Annotated in this window: 26 protein-coding genes; 16 read left to right on the top strand and 10 right to left on the bottom strand. The window is 61.4% G+C overall.

The features are described from left to right. Positions 1-31: 31 nt before the first annotated feature. A complete protein-coding gene (gene panB, locus KF730_RS05185) occupies positions 32-889 on the bottom strand; it encodes a 3-methyl-2-oxobutanoate hydroxymethyltransferase (protein ID WP_294092690.1) in 858 nt (285 codons plus the stop codon). Between the two features lie 124 nt (positions 890-1,013). Between panB and KF730_RS05180 the strand changes: the two genes are divergently transcribed. From KF730_RS05180 to KF730_RS05165, 4 genes are all read left to right on the top strand, one after another. Further along, complete coding sequence (locus KF730_RS05180; RefSeq protein WP_294092689.1) at positions 1,014-1,478, top strand: hypothetical protein; 465 nt, start codon at positions 1,014-1,016, stop codon at positions 1,476-1,478. A 1-nt stretch (position 1,479) separates the two neighbouring features. Next, positions 1,480-1,902 carry a hypothetical protein gene (locus KF730_RS05175; protein ID WP_294092688.1) on the top strand — a complete coding sequence of 141 codons (423 nt, stop codon included), beginning with the start codon at positions 1,480-1,482 and terminating at the stop codon, positions 1,900-1,902. Beyond that, complete coding sequence (locus KF730_RS05170; RefSeq protein ID WP_294092687.1) at positions 1,895-2,107, top strand: helix-turn-helix transcriptional regulator; 213 nt, start codon at positions 1,895-1,897, stop codon at positions 2,105-2,107. Before KF730_RS05175 ends, KF730_RS05170 begins: the two co-directional genes overlap by 8 nt. A gap of 62 nt (positions 2,108-2,169) precedes the next feature. Then, positions 2,170-2,619: a surface-adhesin E family protein gene (locus KF730_RS05165; protein ID WP_294092686.1), complete on the top strand. Its 450-nt coding sequence runs from the start codon at positions 2,170-2,172 to the stop codon at positions 2,617-2,619. A 6-nt stretch (positions 2,620-2,625) separates the two neighbouring features. Here the strand turns inward: KF730_RS05165 and KF730_RS05160 are convergent, their stop codons facing one another. The 4 genes from KF730_RS05160 to KF730_RS05145 are packed head-to-tail and all read right to left on the bottom strand — an operon-like array spanning position 2,626 to position 4,496. Continuing rightward, positions 2,626-3,057, bottom strand: coding sequence for a hypothetical protein (locus KF730_RS05160; protein WP_294092685.1), 432 nt, complete (start codon positions 3,055-3,057; stop codon positions 2,626-2,628). A 55-nt stretch (positions 3,058-3,112) separates the two neighbouring features. Further along, entirely contained in the window at positions 3,113-3,460 is a 348-nt protein-coding gene (locus tag KF730_RS05155; protein ID WP_294092684.1) for an ArsC family reductase, read from the bottom strand. Further along, complete coding sequence (locus tag KF730_RS05150) at positions 3,457-3,837, bottom strand: GNAT family acetyltransferase (RefSeq protein ID WP_294092683.1); 381 nt, start codon at positions 3,835-3,837, stop codon at positions 3,457-3,459. Before KF730_RS05150 ends, KF730_RS05155 begins: the two co-directional genes overlap by 4 nt. Before the next feature lie 32 nt (positions 3,838-3,869). Beyond that, positions 3,870-4,496 carry a hypothetical protein gene (locus KF730_RS05145; protein WP_294092681.1) on the bottom strand — a complete coding sequence of 209 codons (627 nt, stop codon included), beginning with the start codon at positions 4,494-4,496 and terminating at the stop codon, positions 3,870-3,872. Positions 4,497-4,588: 92 nt separating this feature from the next. Here KF730_RS05145 and KF730_RS05140 point away from each other — a divergent pair, with 92 nt between their 5' ends. Further along, positions 4,589-4,876 carry a hypothetical protein gene (locus KF730_RS05140; RefSeq protein ID WP_294092679.1) on the top strand — a complete coding sequence of 96 codons (288 nt, stop codon included), beginning with the start codon at positions 4,589-4,591 and terminating at the stop codon, positions 4,874-4,876. On the opposite strand, the gene KF730_RS05135 is transcribed toward KF730_RS05140, so the two are convergent. From KF730_RS05135 to KF730_RS05120, 4 genes are read right to left on the bottom strand one after another with little or no spacing between them, the layout of a single operon-like run. Then, on the bottom strand, positions 4,853-7,051 hold the full coding sequence (locus KF730_RS05135; protein ID WP_294092677.1) for an ATP-binding protein: 2,199 nt from the start codon (positions 7,049-7,051) through the stop codon (positions 4,853-4,855). The genes KF730_RS05140 and KF730_RS05135 overlap by 24 nt on opposite strands. Next, complete coding sequence (locus KF730_RS05130) at positions 7,048-8,373, bottom strand: SIR2 family protein (RefSeq protein WP_294092676.1); 1,326 nt, start codon at positions 8,371-8,373, stop codon at positions 7,048-7,050. Before KF730_RS05130 ends, KF730_RS05135 begins: the two co-directional genes overlap by 4 nt. A gap of 12 nt (positions 8,374-8,385) precedes the next feature. Beyond that, positions 8,386-9,132 (bottom strand): PaeR7I family type II restriction endonuclease, encoded by a 747-nt coding sequence (locus tag KF730_RS05125; RefSeq protein WP_090844159.1) that lies wholly within the window; start codon positions 9,130-9,132, stop codon positions 8,386-8,388. Continuing rightward, complete coding sequence (locus KF730_RS05120) at positions 9,132-10,850, bottom strand: Eco57I restriction-modification methylase domain-containing protein (RefSeq protein WP_294092672.1); 1,719 nt, start codon at positions 10,848-10,850, stop codon at positions 9,132-9,134. The genes KF730_RS05125 and KF730_RS05120 overlap by 1 nt, the downstream gene beginning before the upstream one ends. Positions 10,851-11,317: 467 nt before the next feature. Here KF730_RS05120 and KF730_RS05115 point away from each other — a divergent pair, with 467 nt between their 5' ends. The 4 genes from KF730_RS05115 (at position 11,318) to KF730_RS05105 (ending at position 13,601) form a co-directional block, all read left to right on the top strand. After that, complete coding sequence (locus KF730_RS05115; protein ID WP_294092671.1) at positions 11,318-11,848, top strand: antirestriction protein ArdA; 531 nt, start codon at positions 11,318-11,320, stop codon at positions 11,846-11,848. A 201-nt stretch (positions 11,849-12,049) separates the two neighbouring features. Beyond that, positions 12,050-12,265 (top strand): DUF6499 domain-containing protein, encoded by a 216-nt coding sequence (locus tag KF730_RS17780; protein WP_365973060.1) that lies wholly within the window; start codon positions 12,050-12,052, stop codon positions 12,263-12,265. After that, on the top strand, positions 12,183-12,830 hold the full coding sequence (locus KF730_RS05110) for a DUF2285 domain-containing protein (protein WP_294092670.1): 648 nt from the start codon (positions 12,183-12,185) through the stop codon (positions 12,828-12,830). The genes KF730_RS17780 and KF730_RS05110 overlap by 83 nt, the downstream gene beginning before the upstream one ends. Positions 12,831-13,085: 255 nt before the next feature. Next, positions 13,086-13,601, top strand: coding sequence for a GNAT family N-acetyltransferase (locus tag KF730_RS05105; RefSeq protein WP_294092668.1), 516 nt, complete (start codon positions 13,086-13,088; stop codon positions 13,599-13,601). Between the two features lie 125 nt (positions 13,602-13,726). On the opposite strand, the gene KF730_RS05100 is transcribed toward KF730_RS05105, so the two are convergent. After that, a complete protein-coding gene (locus KF730_RS05100; protein ID WP_294092667.1) occupies positions 13,727-14,014 on the bottom strand; it encodes a DUF2285 domain-containing protein in 288 nt (95 codons plus the stop codon). A gap of 462 nt (positions 14,015-14,476) precedes the next feature. On the opposite strand from KF730_RS05100, the gene KF730_RS05095 reads away from it, so the two are divergent. The 7 genes from KF730_RS05095 (at position 14,477) to KF730_RS17775 (ending at position 20,613) form a co-directional block, all read left to right on the top strand. Next, a complete protein-coding gene (locus KF730_RS05095; protein WP_023516906.1) occupies positions 14,477-14,746 on the top strand; it encodes a helix-turn-helix domain-containing protein in 270 nt (89 codons plus the stop codon). Then, the gene (locus KF730_RS05090; protein WP_294092666.1) at positions 14,747-15,823 is read left to right on the top strand and encodes a replication initiator protein A; all 1,077 of its coding nucleotides are present in this window, start codon (positions 14,747-14,749) and stop codon (positions 15,821-15,823) included. Between the two features lie 61 nt (positions 15,824-15,884). Beyond that, positions 15,885-16,403, top strand: a complete 519-nt coding sequence (locus KF730_RS05085; RefSeq protein WP_294092664.1) for a DUF2840 domain-containing protein — start codon at positions 15,885-15,887, stop codon at positions 16,401-16,403. After that, positions 16,400-16,945, top strand: coding sequence for a S26 family signal peptidase (locus tag KF730_RS05080; protein ID WP_294092662.1), 546 nt, complete (start codon positions 16,400-16,402; stop codon positions 16,943-16,945). The genes KF730_RS05085 and KF730_RS05080 overlap by 4 nt, the downstream gene beginning before the upstream one ends. 35 nt (positions 16,946-16,980) lie before the next feature. Then, positions 16,981-17,316 (top strand): DUF736 domain-containing protein, encoded by a 336-nt coding sequence (locus KF730_RS05075; RefSeq protein WP_294092661.1) that lies wholly within the window; start codon positions 16,981-16,983, stop codon positions 17,314-17,316. Beyond that, positions 17,313-18,245 carry a lytic transglycosylase domain-containing protein gene (locus tag KF730_RS05070; RefSeq protein WP_294092660.1) on the top strand — a complete coding sequence of 311 codons (933 nt, stop codon included), beginning with the start codon at positions 17,313-17,315 and terminating at the stop codon, positions 18,243-18,245. The genes KF730_RS05075 and KF730_RS05070 overlap by 4 nt, the downstream gene beginning before the upstream one ends. Before the next feature lie 460 nt (positions 18,246-18,705). Continuing rightward, positions 18,706-20,613 carry a DUF3363 domain-containing protein gene (locus KF730_RS17775; RefSeq protein WP_365973518.1) on the top strand — a complete coding sequence of 636 codons (1,908 nt, stop codon included), beginning with the start codon at positions 18,706-18,708 and terminating at the stop codon, positions 20,611-20,613. Positions 20,614-20,660 lie beyond the last annotated feature (47 nt).

Here is a 20,660-nt window from a genome sequence, read left to right as displayed (position 1 = left end):
GTGCCTTGGGAAAGTTCGTCTGGTTAGCCGTTCAATCCCGCGGCGCATAGACCTGTTCGGCACCCGGGAAAGCCCGCGAGCGAACCTCGGCGGCATAGGTCTCAACCGCGGCGGAAATGCGGCCAGCCAGGTCGTCGAACTTCTTCACGAAACGCGGCGTCCGCTCGAACATGCCGAGCATGTCCTCGGTGACGAGAACCTGGCCATCGCACTGGGCCGAGGCGCCGATGCCGATCACCGGAACCGAGACTGCGGCGGTGATTTCGTTGGCGAGGGTCTCGACCACGCCCTCGGCGACGACACCGAACGCGCCGGCCTCGGCGATGGCGCGGGCATCGTCGAGAATCTGGGCATGCTCGGCATTGCTGCGCCCGCGCGCGCCATAGCCGCCGAGCGCGTTGACCGCTTGCGGGGTCAGGCCGACATGCCCCATCACCGGGATGCCGCGCCGGGTGATGAACTCGACCGTCGGCGCCAGCGTCTCGCCGCCTTCCATCTTGACCCCGGCCGCGCCGGTCTCGGCGAGCACCCGCGACGCCGAGGCAAAGGCCTGTTCGGGGCTCGCCTCATAGCTGCCGAACGGCATGTCGACGATCACCACCGCATGATAGCTGCCGCGCACCACCGCCGCGCCATGGGCGATCATCATCTCGAGCGTCACCGGCAGCGTCGACGGCAAACCGTAGATCACCTGCCCCAGGCTGTCGCCGACCAGCAGCACGTCGCAATGCGGATCGAGCAATTGCGCGAACCGCGTCGTGTAGGCGGTCAGCATCACGATCGGATCCTTGCCCTTACGGTTGCGGATCGCGGGAATGGTCAGCCGCTTCATCGGCGCCGGCGTCGGGTTCGCGCGGCTCGTCGCGGTATCGAGAGTCATGTGGGACATGGCGCGCTTCCTAGCGAGGGCGCGGAAGCGTGGGAAGCAACGGCGGCAATCATGTTTGCCTTATTTGACTCTATGTAAGATATTTTTTACATGATGTAGCGAATCACAAACATGGGAGGGAGCTTTGGCTTTCCGCGAGAAGATGCTCTGGGCGTCACTGGCCAGCACGCTGGCGATATGGGGCTGGTATTTCTGGGGCTTCGCCGGCGCGGTTCGCGCCGGGCGTTTCGACCAGGCGATGGAGACGGGGGACTTCATCCTCGCCATCGTCCTGCTCGTCATCGTCCATATCGTGCTGGCGGTGGTGCTGGCGCTGATGTCCGGGCGCGATGCGCAGAGCCCCGCCGACGACCGCGAAAAGGCGATCGCCCTGCTCGGCTATCGCTCGGCCTATGTCACCCTCAGCCTGATCGTGGTGATGCTGATGATCACCGGGCCGGTGCTGCTGCGCATCGCCGCCGAATGGACCCCGGCCTTCCCGCACGGCATGGCGCCGGTGCTGACCGGCAACACGCTGCTCGCCGCATTGGTGATCGCGGAGGTCGCCAATTCGGTGACTCAGCTGATCCGCTTCCGGATGGAGGGCTGACATGGCCTATCGCGAAAAGCTCGCCGCGCTCAATTTCGCCGTGATGGCATTGGTCTATTCGGTGTATTTCATCGCCATCGCCACGCATCCACCCGCACCGCGATTGATCGACATGCTGTGGCTGTTCGGCATCGCCGCGCCGATGCATGCGCTGCTCTATGGCGGCATCGGGTTCGCGATCAAGGTTCAGGCGGGCGCCGAAGGGCGCGCCCCGCCCGACGAACGCGACCGGGCGATCGCGCGGCGCGGGCGGAGCATCGCGTATCTGGTGCTGCTCGGCGGCACGATCCTGACCGGGGTGATGATGCCGTTCAGCGAGACGCCGTGGAAGATCGTCAACACCACGCTGCTGGCGATCGTGATCGCCGAGCTGGTCGATCAGGGCATCGTCATCCTAAGCTATCGGCGCGGCTGGCATGGCTAAATCGCACATCGCCAATCAGGTCCGGACGCTGCGCTTCCTGGCCGGGGAGATGACCCAGGCCGAGCTCGGCGAGAAGATCGGCATGACCCGCCAGACGATCGCGGCGATCGAGGCCGGCAAATATTCGCCAACGCTGGAGGCCGCGTTCCGGATCGCGCGGGTGTTCGGCAAGCCGCTGGAGGAGGTGTTCCAATGGGAGGAGTGAGCGGTACCGTCTTGCGTGGTTTGGGATAAACGCTAGCTTTCACGCAACAACGGGGGATTTTCATGCGCGCTTCGCTTCTCGCTCTTGTGGCGTTTCTGGTTCCGCACACCGCATCGGCCGAAGCGTGGCGCCTTGCCGCCTATTCGAACAGCGCGCCGCAACTGGCCTATTTCGTCGATATCGATTCGATCAAGCGCGACGGCACCAAGGTCAGCTTTCGCCAGATGACCATCTATCAGGAGGTCACCGCGACGCGCGACTTCACCCGATCCATGCTGTGGCGCGACGCCGATTGCAGCGATTATTCCTCAAGCATGCGCAACAGCGACTTCTATGTCGGCAGCAAGTTCCTGGGGCATGAAGACGGCCCGGGGGATATCATGATCGCCAAGCCCCAATCGGTGCTGCTGACCATGCTCAACACCGTTTGCGGGCGCGGCGACTATTTCTCGCCGGTCGTTACCGGCGATGTCGAAGCCTGGGTGCGCGGCAAGTTCGCCAACGGCTTCTGAGCCGCGTCAGCTGACCCAGTTGCGATCGCGGGCGTAGCCGGCCAGCCAGACCTGCAGAACCGCCATGGCGATGATGAAGAGCGGGAACGGCACGGTCATCGCCGCGCCCTTGTGCGCGAGCATGTCGGTCGCGAAGAAGACATAGCCGAACTGGATCACCACCGCGACCAGCGACAGAATGTAGAGCGGGCCCGCCACCTTCGAACGCGCGAGCAGGGCGATCGAGCCGAGCAGCCCGGCCCCGACCGCGGCGGCATAGTCCCAGGTGAACCAGCCCGGCAGCGCGGCGAAATAGGCGCGGTCCCAATCGGTGGCATGCGGATCGATGGCCGGGCCATAGGCGACATGCGCGTAGAATGCCGCGCAGCCCGCGAGCCCCCAGACGATCAGCACGCTGACGAGAATGATGAACCAGCCGGGCCGCTTCGCAACAGTCATCGCCATTCCCCCGAAATTCGCGACTTGTTACGGAAACATATCCGAAATCCCGGCGCTAGAGAAGGGTTCGGGCGTATTCATCGGGCTTGAAGCCGATCAGCAGCCCGCCGGGATATTCCACCACCGGGCGTTTGATCATCGACGGCTGTTCCAGCATCAGCGCCATCGCCCTGGCGGCATCGAGACCGGTCTTGGCGTCGTCGGGCAGCTTGCGGAAGGTGGTGCCGGCGCGATTGAGGATCCTTTCCCAGCCGGCGCTGTCGACCCAGTGCGCGAGCCGCGCGGCATCGATGCCCGAGACCTTATAGTCGTGGAAATTCGCGGCGATCCCGTTTTCGGCCAGCCAGGCGCGGGCCTTCTTCATCGTGTCGCAGTTCTTGATGCCGTAGATGGTGACGCTCATTCGGGGTCCTTCAGGAAGCGCCCCAGCGTTACGACATCCTGCCGCTCGAGGCCAAGCGCCTCGTAGAAGCAGAGCGCCTCCGCGTTGCCGCCGCGTACCATAAGCTGGATCTTGGGTGCGCGGCGCTCGCGCAACCAGGCTTCGGCGGCGGCCATCAGCGTCCTGCCCCGCCCGCCGCGCCGATGACCCGGTGCCACCGCCAGATAATAGACCCAGCCGCGGTGCCCGTCGAAACCGGCCATGACGCTGCCGGCGATACCGTCCCCCTCGCGCACGACAAGCACAACGCTGGCGTCATTGGCCAGCGCCAGCGCGAAATCCGCGTCCGGATCATTCCACGGGCGGGTTAGGCCGCAGTCACGCCACAGCGCGACCACGGCCTCCCGATCCTCCAGACTTGCAGTCTCTATCACCGTGCGATGCAGGTCGCGCCGGCCCAGAGGTTGGTGACCTTGCCGTCGGCCGCGGCCGAACTGAGCAGCCCGGACATCTCGCCGATCATGAACTCCTGTCCGATCGTCGATTCCTCGACCGTTACCTTGCCGGCGGCGGCCTCCAGCGCCTTGCGGGTCATGCCGATGCCGATGCCGTTGGCGGTCTGGAACTTGCCGTTTTCGCGCCCGTCGAGATCCCAGCCGACGAACTTGCCGTCCTGGAAATAGAGCGAGAGCCCTTCCCGGAATGCGGCGTAATCGAGCTTGCCGGCGCCGCAATCCTGATTGGCCTCCTGCTCGATCGGATTGCCGAGCGCGGACGAGACCATCGTCGTCGCGGTTTCCTTGCCCATGCCGAAAGTGACATGGCGGGCGCTGCCATTATCGAGAATGAGGGTCAGCTCGTCGGGCGCGAGGTTGAGCGCCGGCGTGGCCGGGTTGATCTCGGCGGTGACATTGGCGCCGGCCGCCGCCGGAGCCGGTGCGGTCAAATCGGCGGCTTCGTTGGCCACGATCGTGCTGGCGTTGGTGGTGGTCTCACTCTTGCAGCCGGCGAGCGCGGCGAGCAGCGTCGTGGCACCGAGCAGGATCATCTTGTTCATCGTCATGTTCCTCAGCAGCCAGCCTATTCCCACTCGATTATTTTGAGATAACCTAGTGCATTGAAAAATAATGCGAAAATATTTTTTCGCATGTGAAGATACCGTCAAGCTTACCGTCAGGAAAGTTCGATCTTGAATTTATTGAGCTTTTTGGGCTGGCGATGAAGCTCGACATTTCGCCATCTATCGCTGGAGACGGCAACTGCCGGAAGTTTGGCATCGACTCGGTGAATGTGCTCGATGAAACAGGATTGTACCGTCACGATGCTTGGTTGGCCATCCGCAAAGTCGGCCGCTCCAACCTATCCAATACTCGCGACAACGGTTCCGATGGGCACGTACAGCGTTCGGCCGTCTTAAAATGGAATATCATCGTCTAACCCAAACGGATCGGCCAAACCCGCCGGTGGATCAGGGACGACCGGGACACCAGCACCGTCCGCCTCTTCCGCTTTTGCAACGGCTGACGGAGATGAAACCGACCATTGCATGGCTACTTCGCCCCAATTAATGGGCCTTTCGTTAGCTCCTGTCCAGACATCCCAAAAATCAGGGTCGGCAGATTGAGGCTGATGCTCCTTTACCAGTTCGTCGATCTCGACCAGTACGGGAATAGGCGTCGCCCACCCCAATAGGATCGCCTGCCTTGATGGCAGGCTGGGTAGGTCGCGCAACAACCCTCCCACATTGTCAGGCACGAGACGTGCGACGAGGTTCTGGTCGGAATCGTTGACGATACGATGAAGAATGAAGGTGTTGCACTGAGCCAGCACGGTCGGCGACAGCTCTGATGGGCGCTGCGAAGACAGCACCAAACCTAAACCGAATTTGCGTCCCTCGCGGGCAATGCGCTCGAAGGTTTCTCGGCAGAGTTGGCTAGGGCTGGACGCTGGACCTTCATCGTCTTTGCCCCGCCGAATAAAAGTGTGGGCTTCTTCCAGAACGAGTACCGTGGGTAGGGATAGCCCCTCTGCATGAAGCCGCCGATAGCGTTGCAAGGATTCAAAAATTACCCGCGCCAGCACGGCAACAACAACGTGAACAACCTCGGATGGAACCAAGGAAAGATCAATGATCGCTAATGGGCCATTGCTTGCGCCGTCGTCGCCGATGTAACTCTTAAGCCACTCCTCGAAGCTGGTTGGTGGTGTCTTTCCAATAACGTTTCCAAGCCGCTGATCCGCGAGCATGCTACGAATACGAAGTCCAAGTGTGCTGATGAACCCGGCCAAATTACCTTGTCCAGCAGCTATGCGGTCAAGATGGTCTGCCAAAAGGTTCACATCAAACGGGATGGGTGCGTCCTCACTGATCGAGGTAGCGACGGCATCGTCGTCAACGCTATCCATGTAAGCCGTCAGTCTGTCTCTGATGGCTTCAATGTCGACTATGCTGAAATCCGTTACATATTGAAGTTGCGGACCTGAGCGCCGTGCAGCGATAAGGGCCGAAGCCTCCTGAACGATTGCACCCAACACGCTACTCCAAGGTTCTTCGACAGATGGCTGGAATGCCTCGCAGTCCGAAGAAATATTCTGAAGCAGGTCGCGGCACTCGTATTTCTTGTTTCCCGTAAACGCACCGACACCCCGACCGAGCATGTCGCGGATTTGGATCAAGTATGAATGGACGTAGCGTCGTACCTGAACCTCACGGGGAAGCTCCTCCGTCTGGTTTGATTTCAGCTCGCGTATACCACGGAGCAGAAGCGGGCGCTGCGTACCCGGCGCTGCGTGAGCAACAGCGGTCCATTCATGACCGCTCCAAAGCCATGCCGGGACATCCAACTCCTTTTCAACTCCAACAACGGGAGGGACGCGGAACAGACGGAGTTGATCTCCTTGATCCGTAAAGGCTTTTGCATATTCGCCATTAGGATCGAGAACGATGAAGCGCGCGTTCGGATGGCCTTTTCGGCCCGCATCACGCATCGCTTTTGCTCCGGCGTCGAGCGACCAGCGGATCAGCCCAGCAACCGTACAGGATTTGCCGCTACCCGTGTTGCCAAGCACGGCGAGATGCCTGCCGAACAGCTTGTCGGGATCAACCTTAATCTCGGCGCTCGACGCAAGGGCCGAGGTTCCGATGCGGACACGCCGATCCGACTCTTTCGCGCCAACAATAGCTTCGACCTGTTCAGGCGTCGGCATGAGTACTTGGTCGCCCACCGAGGGAAACGCGGCGACACCGCGCGACAGTTCATAAACTGTCTGTTTCGACGCGCGATCCCGGCGAGAGGTCAGCGTACCGACAGGAGAGACGCACATCTTTCGCAGTGGAAACGGGAGGTCGATCAGGCCGAAATCTTTCAGGCCCGACCGCTTGGGATAGGGCGACCGTTCGATCCCGATCCATGATATATAGGCAACTGTCGCCCCTGCCTCATTGGGTACGAGGACATAACCGTTAAGTCGGGGAAAGGCGGCAGGCGTCCCCGTGTTGAGCGCAGTTGCCTGCGGTGCATCCAGATCGAGCAGGATGCGGATTTCATCGGGAGAAACGGACTCAACCGCGCCGATCACCAAGCCAGCAATGGACTCGATGGGTGTAGTCATGCCGTTGTTCCACCGCCCAATACTTCGTCGAAGTCATCCGCAACCGGGAGAGCAGGGTCCGGCGCTTGCGTATGTTCCGGCGGACGGTGCTTCATAAGTTCGGTCATACGCCCGGTAATATAGTCTAGCGTTGGCTTCGGGAGATAATTCTCGATCAACGTAGTAAGGTCGCCGAAGTGAGAGCCGATCAGCAGCGATACCTGTGCATCCCGAGTCCGCGCGAGAAAGCCTTTCAATCGGTCATCCGCTGAGTAAGCAAACACGACTAGATGCGTTGACGGGATCGTCAGCATGTCGAGCAGCACACGGTTGATATGATCGTCGCCAAAGCCATAGCCGTAGGTCACGACGACTGCATTGGGCCTGCACGTGGCGGCGGCAAAATCGCGGAATAGCTCGGCATAGGGGTACTGGGTGGTTTCGACATCCTTTGCCGGGTTCGGATAGATCATTACCGTATCGACGGGATTTTTAGGCAGGTCAGTGTGATCGGTTGGCGCACCGAAGGGTATGCCCTTCCGCGAAATCTTCCGGTCTGCTTTGCTGAACAGCCAGTCGAGGGAGCCGTGAAGTTTCGTCAGTCGGATGACGCCTTCCATGAAGCGGGGCTCTCCGCGAATACCTGGCGGGTTATAATGTACGTCAACCTCGACACGGGCTGACCGGAAAACTGGCGTGAGCGCCCCAACGAAACGGTCGATGATACGAAGCCCGGCGAGATCGCAGCCATGCTCAATCAAACGGTCGTAGTTCGTCGTAAAGACATGAAGCCGCTCCCGCGAAGCCGCGCGGCTGGCAAAGCTGAGGAGGAACGATTGCACCGCACCTTCGGCGACAACCCGTTTTTCCGGATCGCCACCGATTAGCCCCGCTTCAGTTTTGAGAAGTGACTCAAGGAAATCCCGGAGTTGCCGATCCATTGCGTCTTTGAGGGCGGACGCTTTCGCCGCATCGATGATCCTCAGTCCTTCATAGACTGAGAGGGCCGCGCGGAACTGATCCTCAATATTGGCCGTGCCGCGCCCCATGAGCGCGGCTTCACTCGCGGCATAATTGTCGATCTCCGCGTCAAATTCACTACCGAACACAACCTTGCCCATGCCCGTTGCAGCGGCCCCGGCCATATATCCTACTGCGGTTGTGAAGCCGCTCCCGATAAGCAGATTAAGATGCTCAGCCTGAAACACGGCGGACAGCCACGGCTCGATCCGCTTGCGCGCCGTAGCGATAAATTTGTCGAGTTCGTCATCGCCTGCGGGGAGGTCATTCCAAGATTCGGAATGGCTCCCGACACGATAAACATGCTTGTCGTCGAGATTCATGTTCCCCTCCGGTTACTGAGACCGGGCAGCTTCGGCTGCGATGTGCGCGGCGAATGCTGCAACGAAGGACTTCAAACTCGTTAGGTCCGACATATCTGAATAGTCGCCCGTTGTTTCGGCGGAACGCGGCGAGGCAAGGACGCAGGCGGCTGTATAGAGGTTTTCAAGGACGAGCTTCTTGCAAAGGATGTCGTAGCGCTCGAGATATGACGCCCCCTTGAAATCCTCAAAAATCGGGAAGTGTAGCGAGGCTTCCCGCTTGGATGGACGCCGTGACTTATCAGCATCTTCCACCATCACCAGCCAGCCGACAAAGGGTCGGGCTGCATCAGCGCCGAATGCGCCTTCACGATACGCCGTCCAGAAATCGTGCGCCGTGCCGATGGCTTCTTCGGCACGGTTGTTCGCGTTGTTTCCGAATGACGGGCCAACATGGCTCTTCATTTCGACAGCAGCAATCAGTCTGCCATCAAGGATGACGAGAATATCCCAGAGTTTGGTCGGGCGGAAAAATCCCGGCAAAGTCAGCACTTTTCGGTGCCGGTAGATTTCTGCGTGTCCTAGACCATTCGCCTCAACGAGGTCGATCATCAGCGCCGTGAACCCATCCATTGTATTGCCAGCGGTCACAGCGCCGCGTTCACCTGTGTCTGTCTTTCCAGCCTCAACTTTTGCTTGAAGGGCTTTTTGGCGATTTCCCCAAAATGCCATCGCTGCATCTCGGGCTTTCGCCTCGTAATCCGCTAAATCCAATCCCATTACTTTTCCGCTCCCCCAAGCGTGGCCCTCTCCTGAGTTGACAAGCCGTATAGATCAAACGTCAGGTTGTTGCATGCCTCAACATCACTCGCTTCGGCGGCTTTCTTAAGAGCTTGGCGCATCTTCGGCGTCACGCCTTTCCAGTCCGGCAAACGAATGCGTCGCAGATATTGTGCCTGAAAGCGAAGATAGCCGCCTCGCATCCGCGTCGAGTACGTTGCTACAAACAACCTTGCTATGCCCGAAAGTAGAACCGCTTGTAGCGCGTGCATCTCCCATGTGTCGGACGTGATGAAATACAGGTTGTGATGGGGATAGAGGCGACCTTCCTCGTAAACAATATGCGCTGCGCCCTTAATATCCGGGATCAGCAGCTTCGGCTCATCCGCCAGCTCGGGATAAATCCGGTCGATGGTACGATACCAATTGGCCGGGGCCTTCTGCGCAACATGCCGCCCGGCGATTAGCCCACGGCGCTCTTCAAGATAGCGTTTCAACTTCGGGAATTGGTCGAGCTTCACCAGTTTGCCATCGTCACCGAACGGATTGACCACGCCAAGTCCGCGCCATTTGACGCTGCCATCCATGATATCGCGGGTCATCACGAGCGGAAGTTTCCGGTTCTCCTCCACATCAAGCGCGTCGAAGTTTCCGATGAACGCCTTGTCGGCTCCGGTCGCCACACCGATGCCAATCTTGCATCCGGCATCCTCAATCAATGGGAATTCAGACTCGAGTCTACGCACAAGCGAGAGTTGATCGGATGAGTCCAAAATCCACGGTTCTGCGCCGGAGGTGACGGCCTGAATCTCTCTCACACCAGAAGCCAAAAGAGGTGTTTCTGGGGATCGGAGCGTAGCGGCAAGCTGCGAGAGGGCGCTATCAGAAATCTCAGGCTGAAGGGCAACGCGAGTCAGGCCAGATTTCTCACACCCGATGATGGTGATGGCCGGATAGGCAACAACCTCCTGATGGAAGGCCGGAGTGTCCACCATGTCCACATAAACGCTCAAGTGGAAACCATCCGCGACCATCGCGCGCAACGGCCCACCGTAGCGATTCTTCATCCAACGATCCGCACAGATAAAACCGAGCTGCCCGTTTTTTGCCAGCAGACTCAGCGACCGTTCGATGAACGGGATATAGATGTCGGCGCGGTCATAGATGGTCCGGTAGCGGCTGCGATATTCGACCATGAGCGCATTCGGGATTAGCTCCTGTCGCACATAGGGCGGGTTTCCGATGACGACATCGAACTTGCCCGGCAGAGGGACGAGCAAGAAATCGCCTTGCATCAACCACCGATCGGCAAGGCTTTCTGCATCCCGCAACCCGATGCCAGCGACGCGAAGCTTCTGAACCACGAGAGCATGGGTCCGGTTGAATGACGCACGGTGAAGCTCCACGCCCCGGATGGCGTCTAGGAGAGCGTCTGATCCGACCCCGCTGCGCTTCCATGCGACCAGCAAACGATCAATTGCAGGTAGCAAGAAATCGCCATGTCCAAAGGACGGTTCGAGAAGGCGGCGCGTGTGCAGTGGAGAGGCGGCGTCATAGCCAGCAAGGTCGAGAATGAATTCGACAACCTCGCGTCGCGTGAAGATCGCGCCACGTTCCTCGATGCCCGCATTTGCCATCGAATCCACTGCATCGGTAACGGGACACAGGCCGGGAAACGATGGTTCCCGTAGCATGGTGGCGAGATCAATATTGGTCATCACGTTCCTTATCGTTCATTCGAGCAGATAAAGGACTAATGCCTCCGTGCCCAATTACGTTGGCGCGAATCGACCCGTTTCAGACGGAACGAAAATGTGAACAAAAGAAGATCATAGGCACGGGTTTGGGTCAATGAGAAAGGTGCCGGACCGCACCGTTGAGAGCCATGTCGGGGGCATTCAACCACATGATTGAACCCATACATCATGACGCGCAGTCGCCTCCGGGCCGACGGTTGCCGCTGGTTCTCTTACATAGGTTGCTAAGGGCGTTGCCCTCGCGCGGCGCAAGAAAACTCTCCGGCCTTTCGCGGCATAAACGGCCCTCTCCCCGCAAGCGGGTCCCCTCCATTTATTCCACGGTGCCAGAGGCTTTTCCTGCGCCTTGCTACCCTTGGCTCGCCGCCGGGCAAGGGTTCAGGAGCAGCGCTTCGCTGCTCTGAACCCCAAACCCGAGGATCAGAGACATGACCAACCTTTCCGACAGCAATCCCCACATCTATGTCGCCTGCCTTGCCGCCTACAACAACGGCTATCTGCATGGGGCTTGGATCGACGCGGATCAGGACGCAGACGCAATCAGGGACGAGATTGCGGCCATGCTCGCACGGTCCCCCATCGAGCACGCGGAGGAATACGCCATTCACGACTATGAAGGCTTCGAGGGCGTGACCATCAAAGAATATGCCGGCATCGACACCGTGGCACGTATGGGCGCTTTCATCGCCGAGCATGGCGCGCTAGGTGCTGGCCTGCTGGATCAGTGCGACGGTGACATGGACCAAGCCGAAACCGCCTTGCGGGACTGCTATCACGGCCAGTTCGCTAGCCTTGCCGACTTCATGGAGGACTTGACCGCTGAAAGCGGCGTCACGATCCCCGAGGCACTGCGCTACTACATTGATTGGAAAGCAATGGCCCGTGACGCTGAAATGAACGGCGAGTTTTTTACAGTCGAAACCGCACACGACGAGATGCATGTGTTTTCCAGCAGATGAAAGTCGGAACGCCTTGCCCGCACTTCTGCGGGCGGGCGTCTCGCAGATTCATCCGAAATATTGTTAAGCAGAAAATAACTACGAATGATCGTGTTAGCCGCTCAAGGTATCTGCTTTAAGCGGCTTCTATATTTCTAGCGATCTTTGAACCTCTAAGGGCTGGGCGCTGCCTTGCGCGCCCGAGCTTTTGGAGGTGACGCCATGCTAAGCACCGACTGGCGTTCGCCGGCGGCATACAGGCACGCGAAGCATATTCCGGCCGCCGGTTTCGCTTGGGAATATTTGCGCCGGAATGACGATTATCGTCATGAGTTCCAGACTATCGCACTGACCGGTGGACCATCCGGCCGTGACCTTGAAGCGTTCGCGGATCGCTGGGGCTTGCGATTTCCCGTGCGATCCCGACGCGCCGCATGACCGGTCGCCACCAATCTGGAGCCCGAGCCTTCATCCTCAAGCGGTGATGCTCTCGCCGGTCGAGCATAAGGGTGGCGACACCGAACCAATATTGACGCTGGCCCATCTCTCCGACCTCGACATGCGCCGTGCTGCCGATGGCTGGCACGGCATCTGGCAGGTGGATGGCGTCTCACATCAATTCTGGCTGCCCGAGGCGGTGTCGGACTCGGGTGCCTTCGCCGCCACGTTACCGATGGATAATTTTCTGGAGCTTCGCGCTCACGCCGCCCGCCGTTTCTGGCGGTCCCTCAATGGCCGCGCACCCGGCCCCGACTTCCGGACCGTTCCCGCCCAGCTCCGGCAATGGCATATTCTGTCCCTGCGCGCGCTCGACGCGCGGTTGCGCGGCGAAAGCTATCGCACCATCGCCGAAGTCCTGTTCTGCTTTCGCGGCACCAAAGAGGATTTCGAGAACGACCCGCGCAAGAACAAGGCCCGCCGCCTAGTCGCTCACGGTATTAAGATGATGCTCGGCGGCTATCGCCTGTTGCTCCACTATCCAATCAGGCCCAACAAACGTTGATTATTCCGAGCACCATCTTGTTGTATGTCGCAAATTTTCTGCCAACTGCAACGATGACGTGCGACATGAAAAAGGCTAGAAAACCGGCCTTCGGAGAAGTGGATTTACGCGATAACTTCGGTATGAATGGGTTGGAAAAGCTAATAGAATACAAATCGGACGCTCAACTGACTAACATTGTTGCGCAATCCACGAATTCGCACGACCAACTCGAAATTTCTTTTGAGAGCATTTGCTATGGCCTTACTAAAGACGGTGCGTTTGACGCTCAGTCCTTGCATCCCGGTAGATCGCATCGACTTCATCCAGCTAGAGCTTGACCCAGAAGTGATGCGCTTTCTCAACAATGGCGCGGTTGATCATCATTGGGCCGATCCGGCGACCGCGCCGTTTCTCATGCCAAGAGGGACCGAGCCGAACGTCTGGACGGCGCGACGCAATGTGGATGACGAGTTCGTCGGCTGGTTCTGCTTGTTGCCGAAAGTGAAGGCGGTAGCTGAAATTGGATATCGACTACGCCGGGAAGCTTGGGGTCGGGGGCTGGCATCTGAAGGCGCGTCGGCTCTCATCAGTTGGGGCTTCGAGGTTGCCGGGTATGATAAAATTGTGGCCAATACAATGGCGGTCAACCAAGGGTCGCGCCGGGTAATGGAGAAGATTGGTATGAAACACACGCGGACGGATTTCTTGGATTTTCCCGACCCCATACCTGGCACGGAGCACGGCGAGGTAACGTATGAGCTGACCTGTTCAGAATGGACCAGCAACTGAAGGCATATCACTTTTAGGAAGTCTCAAAGCCACTCGAAACGTCGGCGATGAGGTCGTTTCCCGCCGGTCGGATGACGCGAAATCCCGAAACTTGCGATACAAAGCAAACTGAAAATCGCCGCTCATCACGCCTTGTTAGCTGCCGCCTGTTCCAGAATCTTCCTATAGCCCTCATGCGAAAGCCATTGCGCGCGTTCGAGATGGCTTTGCCAGCAACGATAGGTCCGAAGTTCCTCGGCCGCCGGATCGCGGTGAAGCACGATCCGAGCCACTTCCTTCCAGTCCGCACCCTCGGCGTTCGCATCGAGAAGGCGCAGATAGGTGACGTAGTGCCGTTCGTCATAGGCAGTTATCGCATCGCCGGTCGGCGCGTTATCATCCACATCGGGATCGAGTTCGACGGGAACCCGCATAGCTATTCCCCGTATCCGAGAGAACTTTGTCTGCGGTGCGCCCCCGCAAACGATTCTCTCTGACTCTTGGTGATCGGGGAGTTCGAAACCGTCACGAAACGGCCCCATGGCCTTTAGCTCGGAAAGCCTGTTGTATACGCCACAGGCTCCCCGACCATAGGTCAAGGAGTTGGTGCCGTTCTGGCCAGCACCAGCCATTCGTGAGGGGTTTCGACGCCCCAGAGCAGCGCGTCTGCTCCACCCACATTCTTAGCTGAACCACGTGCGAATGTCTTTGCCTATTCAGCACGGCAGGCGACGACCGCTGAAATCTCTCATCTATTTGGGCAGTCACATCCCCGAGGGGGGTGCCGCCAACGCATAGTCGCAAATGCGGCACGCTACGCGCCGCCGATCCCTCGCCATGGTTCGCCACAGTCCGCTGCCGCCCCCCGGCAGTCCAATCCCGACTGGAGGTGATCCATGCCCAACCCGCTTGCGGGCCTGCCGCCGCGCCTATTGCGCACCAAGGAAGCCGCGCGCTTCCTCGGCATATCCATCAGAACCCTTGAGAAGCATCGAACCTATGGCACCGGGCCGACCTATCGCAAGGTCGGCGGTCGCGTCCTCTACACCGTCCGCGATCTGGAAGACTGGAGTGCGGTCGGCGAACGCAAATCCACCCGCGACAAGACCGCCGGCACCGTCTTTCCGGCGCGTCCGCTCACGCCCGAAGAACGGGACGAGTGCTAGATGCTGCGCGAGGACGATCACGACCCCGCGCACCCTACCGAGGACAGCGAGCGCAGCCGCCTAGACCCCTTCGTGGTCGCAACGGGCGATGCGCCGCCGCGCGACCAGCGCGACTTGATGGAACGGCCGTTTTTCTCGCTGGCGAAGACCCCACGCACCAAGCCGATTCTCTACAAGGCCGCCGACATCGAGGTGCAGGTGTTCGGGATGCCCGATCACGGCATGGCGACCATTTGGGATGCCGATGTGCTCATATGGGCCGCCTCGCAGATCGTCGCGGCCGAGAACAACGGCCTCACCACGTCGCGCTTTGTCCGGTTTACGCCTTACCATCTGTTGCGCGCCATCGGGCGGCCGACCGGCAATCACCAATACCGGCTTCTGAAAGCCGCGCTGGCGCGGCTGCAATCGACCGTCATCGCCACCACGATCCGCAACGGCCCGCATTGGCGTCGCCGGCAATTCTCATGGATCAACGAATGGGAGGAAATGACGACGCGCGCCGGCCGCGTCGAGGGCATGGAGTTCGTCCTGCCCGAATGGTTCTACAACAGCGTCATCGACCGTTCGCTGGTCCTGACCATCGACCCGGCCTATTTCCGGCTGACTGGCGGCATCGAGCGATGGCTTTACCGCGTCGCCAGAAAGCACGCCGGGCACCAGCGCCACGGCTGGATTTTCGAGGTCGCGCATCTTCACCAGAAATCCGGCAGCCTCGCGCGGCCGTCCGACTTCGCGCTCGACCTGCGCCGGATCGCGGCCCGCCAGCCACTCCCCGGCTATCGGCTCCAGATCGAGCGGGAAGACGGCCGCGAGCTGCTGCGCATCCGCCCCGAAAACCTGTCAACAGGCACTGTTGATAACCCTGTTAATGCCATCGGCAGATCAGGCGCACGGGGTATCGGCACATCAGGCGCACCACTATCGGCAGATCAGGCGCACGAACCGCAGCTAACGCTTTGGCCTGAAAAGCGGAATCCGACCGCTAACTTATCTAACAGAGATTCTAACTCTTTTTCTTTGACGCGCGCGCAGGCGAAGCGTGGTGCCGGTTCTGCCCGAAGGGGCGAGCCATGACGGCCGCCGCGCTCGACGCGCTGCGCCCGCGCAGCCCCCAGCACATCACCGGAGACGAACAATGACCCGTCGCGCCCATCGCAGCGCGCACGGCCATCCGCTGCCGGACGGACCTGCGCCCTTCACAACATTGGTCGAGCTGACCTTCGAGAAACGCAAGGTCGAGCACTGGATACGCTTCGGCCGCAAGAGCTACGAGCAGATCATCGACCGTCGCCGCAGCATCGTCGGCTTCGCGCCGGGCAGCGTCTTCGCCTTCGTCCGTTGGGCATCTGGCGAGCACGGCACTGTCGTTTCGCGCATCGACATTGTGCGCGCCATCGGTCGCGGCGAGCCGTTCCAGACATTGCCGTTCGTGCGCCCCGGTGGCGCAATCCTGTTGCGCCTCGATAGCTGGCCCAAGGTGCAGCGTGCGCTTGCAGCCATCGACGACGTGGACGCGCTCGGCCTCGATCCAGCCGACGCTTCGCCGGAGCATTGGCGGCACGTCCACAACCGGCTGACCGCCAATCTGGAGCCGCACGCCTACACCGCCGAGCGACATGCCGCTTGGCTTCATCGCCGAAGGATCGACCCATGACGCGCCGCCGCACCCTCACGGTGACGGCGCTCGCCATCATCGGCATCGCCGCCGCAAGCGCGGTCGAGACGCCGACGAAACTCATCTGGAACGCCACCGCCAGCGCGCCCATCGGCTTCTACACCGTCGAGCCGGCCGACGCGCTCGACGTGCCCGAGCTGGTCGCCGTCATGCCGCCCGAACCGCTCGCCGCCTTCATGGTCGAGCGCGGCTATATTGCGCAGGGCGTCCCGCTGTTGAAGCGCGTCGTCGGTCTGCCGGGACAGCGGGTTTGCCGCACCGGCCGCACGATCACGGTTGACGGGATCGAGATGGGCGAGACGCTGGAGCGCGACAGGCTCGGCCGCGATCTGCCCGTCTGGCAGGGCTGCCGCGTGATCGGCGACGGCCAGCTTTTCCTCATGAACTGGGAAGTCCGCGACAGTCTCGACGGCCGCTATTTCGGACCCATCCCCGCAGCTTCCGTCATCGGCCGAGCGGTCCAGCTCTGGACCGATGAGGAAGGCGTCGGCCGCTACGAGTGGCGCGCACCGACGCAATGAAACCATCCCCCGAAAGCCAACCACAGGAGATTCCCATGGCAGAAATAGGCACCTTCACCCGCACCGAAACCGGCTACGCCGGGGAGCTTCATTCGTTCGGCCTCCACGAAAAGCTGTTCATAGTCCCGGCCAAGCCGAGCGACGTGAAAAACACCCCCGACTATCGCGTGCGTCTCGATAGCGAGGACGGCCCGGACGCCGGCCCGGCATGGAAGGACGCCAGCGAAAATGCCGGCGACTTCGTGTCGATGCGGTTGGAGGGACCGATCTTCCCGTTCCCGATCCGCGCCAAGCTGTTCCAGTCCAACGACGATCCTTCGGTCTGGACGCTACGTTGGAAGCACCCCCGGAAAGTCGAGGATGAGGAATGACGGCCGCGCGCGTCCGGCCCGCCATTCGGCCCAAGATCGTCATCCCTTTGTTCGCGGGAAAGCCGTCTCATCCCTTCGTCCCGCTCGGCCACCGGACGGCCGGCGCGCGCAGCGAAGGTCAGGGGCGGCCATCGGCCGGCGCTTGCGCCTTGCCCTTGACCGCAGCGCGCACGCTGGCAGGCTGGTGTCGAAGCGGAGACAGGACTGCATGGCATTATGCCGTCCTGATACTGGCCGGCACGCTTTCCGTCTGCGACGGATCGGGCGTCGCGGTCGCGCAATCCGCGCCCGTCGAGCGCCCCGCCGCCGCCCATCCCTATGCGGCTCACATCGCCGAGGCATCGCAGCGGTTCGGCATACCGGAGCATTGGATCGTCGCGGTGCTGCGCGCCGAGAGCGCGGGCGATGTGCGCGCGGTTTCGTCGGCCGGCGCGATGGGATTGATGCAGGTGATGCCCGACACATGGGCGGGCCTGCGCGTCCGCTACGGCCTCGGCCGCGATCCTTACGATCCGCGCGACAACATCATGGCGGGCACGGCCTACCTGCGCGAAATGTTCGACCGCTACGGCAATGTCGCGGCGATGCTGGCGGCCTACAATGCCGGTCCCGGCCGCTATGACGAATACCTTGCGACCGGCCGCACCCTGCCGGCCGAAACGCGGGCTTATGTCGCCGCGCTTGCGCCGACCCTCGGCGGCGCGGCTGCAACCGAAGCGCCGTCATCGGCACCGCCACCGCCGCCGGATTGGCGCGAGGCACCGCTATTCGTCATGCGTCCGGGCGATGCGCAGGCTGTCGCCGTGCCGCCGTCCGACGCACGATCCGGCGACGGCCGCGCGAGCGTTCCGGCGCGCGATCCCGTCGATGCGGAGTCACGGGGCGACAGCATTTTCGTCGCCGACGCGAGCGGTTCGGGAACGCCATGAGGACGGCGTTCCCGCGCTCGGCGGCGTTCATTCCGGTGTCCTGTCAGGCAGGTTTTTGCCCGGCTGGATTCCCGGCAGGAGGGGCAGAACAGGCGGAAAGGGCGGAGGGCAAGATTAAAGAAGACGGCACCATATCGGGCCGCTTCTGGAAATTATTGTTGTCTGCACACTGGTTAGGTGGCCGGTTCCGGCACCATGGTTTTGAGGGGCCGCGTGCCGCGATTTCGTGCAAAGCCTTGGCTTTGCAGGGTTTCGAGCGGCACCATAGGCCCATATCGGCCTGTTTTCGACGGTTTGGGCTGGAGTCGCGCCCTTGAGCACCGACGACGAAAACCGCTTCCGACCGAAGCCCGGCCGCATCCGATCCGACACGCCGAAGGCTGGCAAGACCAAGAGCTTTTTCACGCAGGTCAAGAAGATCACCCGGCAGCATCAGGCGGCAGCCGCCCGCGATCCTTCCATGCCGTCATCCGCCCGCCCGTCATCGCCGGGCCGGTCCCGTTCCGTGGTCGCCAGCGGCAAGGGCGTGAAGCGCGGCCGGGGCGCGAGCTTCGTGCGCGCCCGGAACATCTCCGGCCAATGGCAACATCGCCAGCCGGGCAGCCGCCGTGTGATCGTCAAGCAGCGCAGCGTCCGGGCCGCATGGAAGGGCGGCCGTGCCCGCGCGCATCTGCGCTATGTTCAGCGCGACGGCACGTCACGCGACGGCGAGCGCGGCCAGCTCTATTCGGGAACCGAGGACCGCGCCGATGGCGACGCCTTCCTTGATCGCGGCAAGGACGACCGCCATCAGTTCAGATTCATCGTCTCGCCAGAGGACAGCGCGGAGTTATCGGACCTCACGGCCTACACCCGCGATTTCATGAAACAGGTGGAAGCCGACCTCGGCACGAAACTCGATTGGGTTGCGGTGAACCACTACAACACCGGCCATCCCCATGTGCATGTCATCGTCAACGGCCGCGACGACACGGGCGGGGATCTAGTCATCAACGGCGACTACCTTTCCGCCGGCCTGCGCGAGCGGGCGAGCGAGCTTGCCAGTCTGGAACTCGGTCCTGTCACCGAGATCGAGCGGACCCGCAAGCTGTCGGCCGAAATCGACCAAGACCGATTCACCCGGTTCGACCGCGCGATGACAGAGGAAGCCGACGCCTGTTTCCTCGACTTGCGCCATGAGCCGGCAGCGCCGAGGCGGCAGTTCGAGCGGACGCTGCGCCTGCGCCGTCTCGGCAAGCTGGAGAAGATGGGATTGGCGACCGAGCACGCGCCCGGCGTTTGGGAATTGAGCAAGGACATGGAGCTGGCCCTGCGCGAGTTGGGCGAGCGGGGCGACATTATCCGCACCATGCAGAAGGCGCTCGGCCCGCAGGGCGGCGAACGCGATCCCATGAGCTTCCAAATCCATGACGGAGCGCCCGAGACACCCATCATCGGCCGTGCCGTGGACAAGCATCTGTCCGACGAGTTGGGCGAGAACCTGACAATCGTGGTGGACGGGATCGACGGCCGCACACACCACATCGCCGGCGTCGCGCCCGAGCGGCTGGAGGATGCCCGCATAGGCAGCGTCGTCGAGATCGGCCCGGCCGAGGTGACGGCCCGGCCCTCCGACCGCACCATCATCGCCATCGCCGAGGACCGCATCTATCGGCCGAGCCGTCATCTGGAGCAGGCGAAATTCGAGGGCCGCGTTCCGGGTGGCGACTATGAGGGCTATCTCGATGCCCATGTCCGGCGGCTGGAGGCGTTGCGCCGCGCCGGGATCGCGGAGCGGATCGACGCCGACCAATGGCGCATCCCCGACGATCTGGTCAGCCGCGCGGCCGAATACGACGCCGGCCGCGACCGGCAGGCCAGCGTTCACGTCCTTTCCCCGGTCGATCTGCAAAGGCAGATCGGATCGGACGGTGCGACCTGGCTGGACCGGAGGCTGATCCATGGCGAGACGGCCGACCTTGCCCCGGCCGGCTTCGGCCAGCAGGTGCGCGAGGCGATGGACCAGCGGCGCGAGCATCATATCGAACAGGGCGATGCCACCCGAGCGCGGGACGGCCGAATCTTCTACCGGCGCAATCTTCTCGCCACCCTGCGCGAGCGGGAAGTTGCGCGCGCCGGTGCGGAGATGGCCGAGGGCAAGGCGCTGCCGTTCCGAGCCGCCAAGGATGGTGAGAGTGTCAGCGGCAAGTTCACCGGGACTGTCCAGCTAACGAGCGGCAAGTTCGCCATCGTGGAAAAGAGCCACGAGTTCACCCTTGTCCCGTGGCGGCCGATCATCGACCGCCAGCTCGGCCGCGAGGTCGCGGGTATCATGCAGGGCGGTTCGGTGTCGTGGCAGTTAGGGCGGCGGCGGGGGTTGGGGCTATAGGAGCCAACGATACCGCATTGCAACGCAACAACTAATTCGATAAGAGC

Origin of the sequence: Sphingomonas sp. (assembly GCF_019635515.1) — a bacterium.
Lineage (GTDB): Bacteria > Pseudomonadota > Alphaproteobacteria > Sphingomonadales > Sphingomonadaceae > Sphingomonas.
This window is presented reverse-complemented; position numbering and strand designations above follow the sequence as displayed.

Coding starts and splice junctions, on each gene's coding strand:
- panB (WP_294092690.1), bottom strand. CDS start 889: ATGTCCCACATGACTCTCGATACCGCGACGAGCCGCGCGAACCCGACG.
- KF730_RS05175 (WP_294092688.1), top strand. CDS start 1,480: ATGGCCTATCGCGAAAAGCTCGCCGCGCTCAATTTCGCCGTGATGGCA.
- KF730_RS05170 (WP_294092687.1), top strand. CDS start 1,895: ATGGCTAAATCGCACATCGCCAATCAGGTCCGGACGCTGCGCTTCCTG.
- KF730_RS05165 (WP_294092686.1), top strand. CDS start 2,170: ATGCGCGCTTCGCTTCTCGCTCTTGTGGCGTTTCTGGTTCCGCACACC.
- KF730_RS05160 (WP_294092685.1), bottom strand. CDS start 3,057: ATGACTGTTGCGAAGCGGCCCGGCTGGTTCATCATTCTCGTCAGCGTG.
- KF730_RS05155 (WP_294092684.1), bottom strand. CDS start 3,460: ATGAGCGTCACCATCTACGGCATCAAGAACTGCGACACGATGAAGAAG.
- KF730_RS05145 (WP_294092681.1), bottom strand. CDS start 4,496: ATGAACAAGATGATCCTGCTCGGTGCCACGACGCTGCTCGCCGCGCTC.
- KF730_RS05135 (WP_294092677.1), bottom strand. CDS start 7,051: ATGACTACACCCATCGAGTCCATTGCTGGCTTGGTGATCGGCGCGGTT.
- KF730_RS05130 (WP_294092676.1), bottom strand. CDS start 8,373: ATGAATCTCGACGACAAGCATGTTTATCGTGTCGGGAGCCATTCCGAA.
- KF730_RS05125 (WP_090844159.1), bottom strand. CDS start 9,132: ATGGGATTGGATTTAGCGGATTACGAGGCGAAAGCCCGAGATGCAGCG.
- KF730_RS05120 (WP_294092672.1), bottom strand. CDS start 10,850: ATGACCAATATTGATCTCGCCACCATGCTACGGGAACCATCGTTTCCC.
- KF730_RS05115 (WP_294092671.1), top strand. CDS start 11,318: ATGACCAACCTTTCCGACAGCAATCCCCACATCTATGTCGCCTGCCTT.
- KF730_RS17780 (WP_365973060.1), top strand. CDS start 12,050: ATGCTAAGCACCGACTGGCGTTCGCCGGCGGCATACAGGCACGCGAAG.
- KF730_RS05100 (WP_294092667.1), bottom strand. CDS start 14,014: ATGCGGGTTCCCGTCGAACTCGATCCCGATGTGGATGATAACGCGCCG.
- KF730_RS05095 (WP_023516906.1), top strand. CDS start 14,477: ATGCCCAACCCGCTTGCGGGCCTGCCGCCGCGCCTATTGCGCACCAAG.
- KF730_RS05090 (WP_294092666.1), top strand. CDS start 14,747: ATGCTGCGCGAGGACGATCACGACCCCGCGCACCCTACCGAGGACAGC.
- KF730_RS05085 (WP_294092664.1), top strand. CDS start 15,885: ATGACCCGTCGCGCCCATCGCAGCGCGCACGGCCATCCGCTGCCGGAC.
- KF730_RS05080 (WP_294092662.1), top strand. CDS start 16,400: ATGACGCGCCGCCGCACCCTCACGGTGACGGCGCTCGCCATCATCGGC.
- KF730_RS05075 (WP_294092661.1), top strand. CDS start 16,981: ATGGCAGAAATAGGCACCTTCACCCGCACCGAAACCGGCTACGCCGGG.
- KF730_RS05070 (WP_294092660.1), top strand. CDS start 17,313: ATGACGGCCGCGCGCGTCCGGCCCGCCATTCGGCCCAAGATCGTCATC.
- KF730_RS17775 (WP_365973518.1), top strand. CDS start 18,706: ATGCCGTCATCCGCCCGCCCGTCATCGCCGGGCCGGTCCCGTTCCGTG.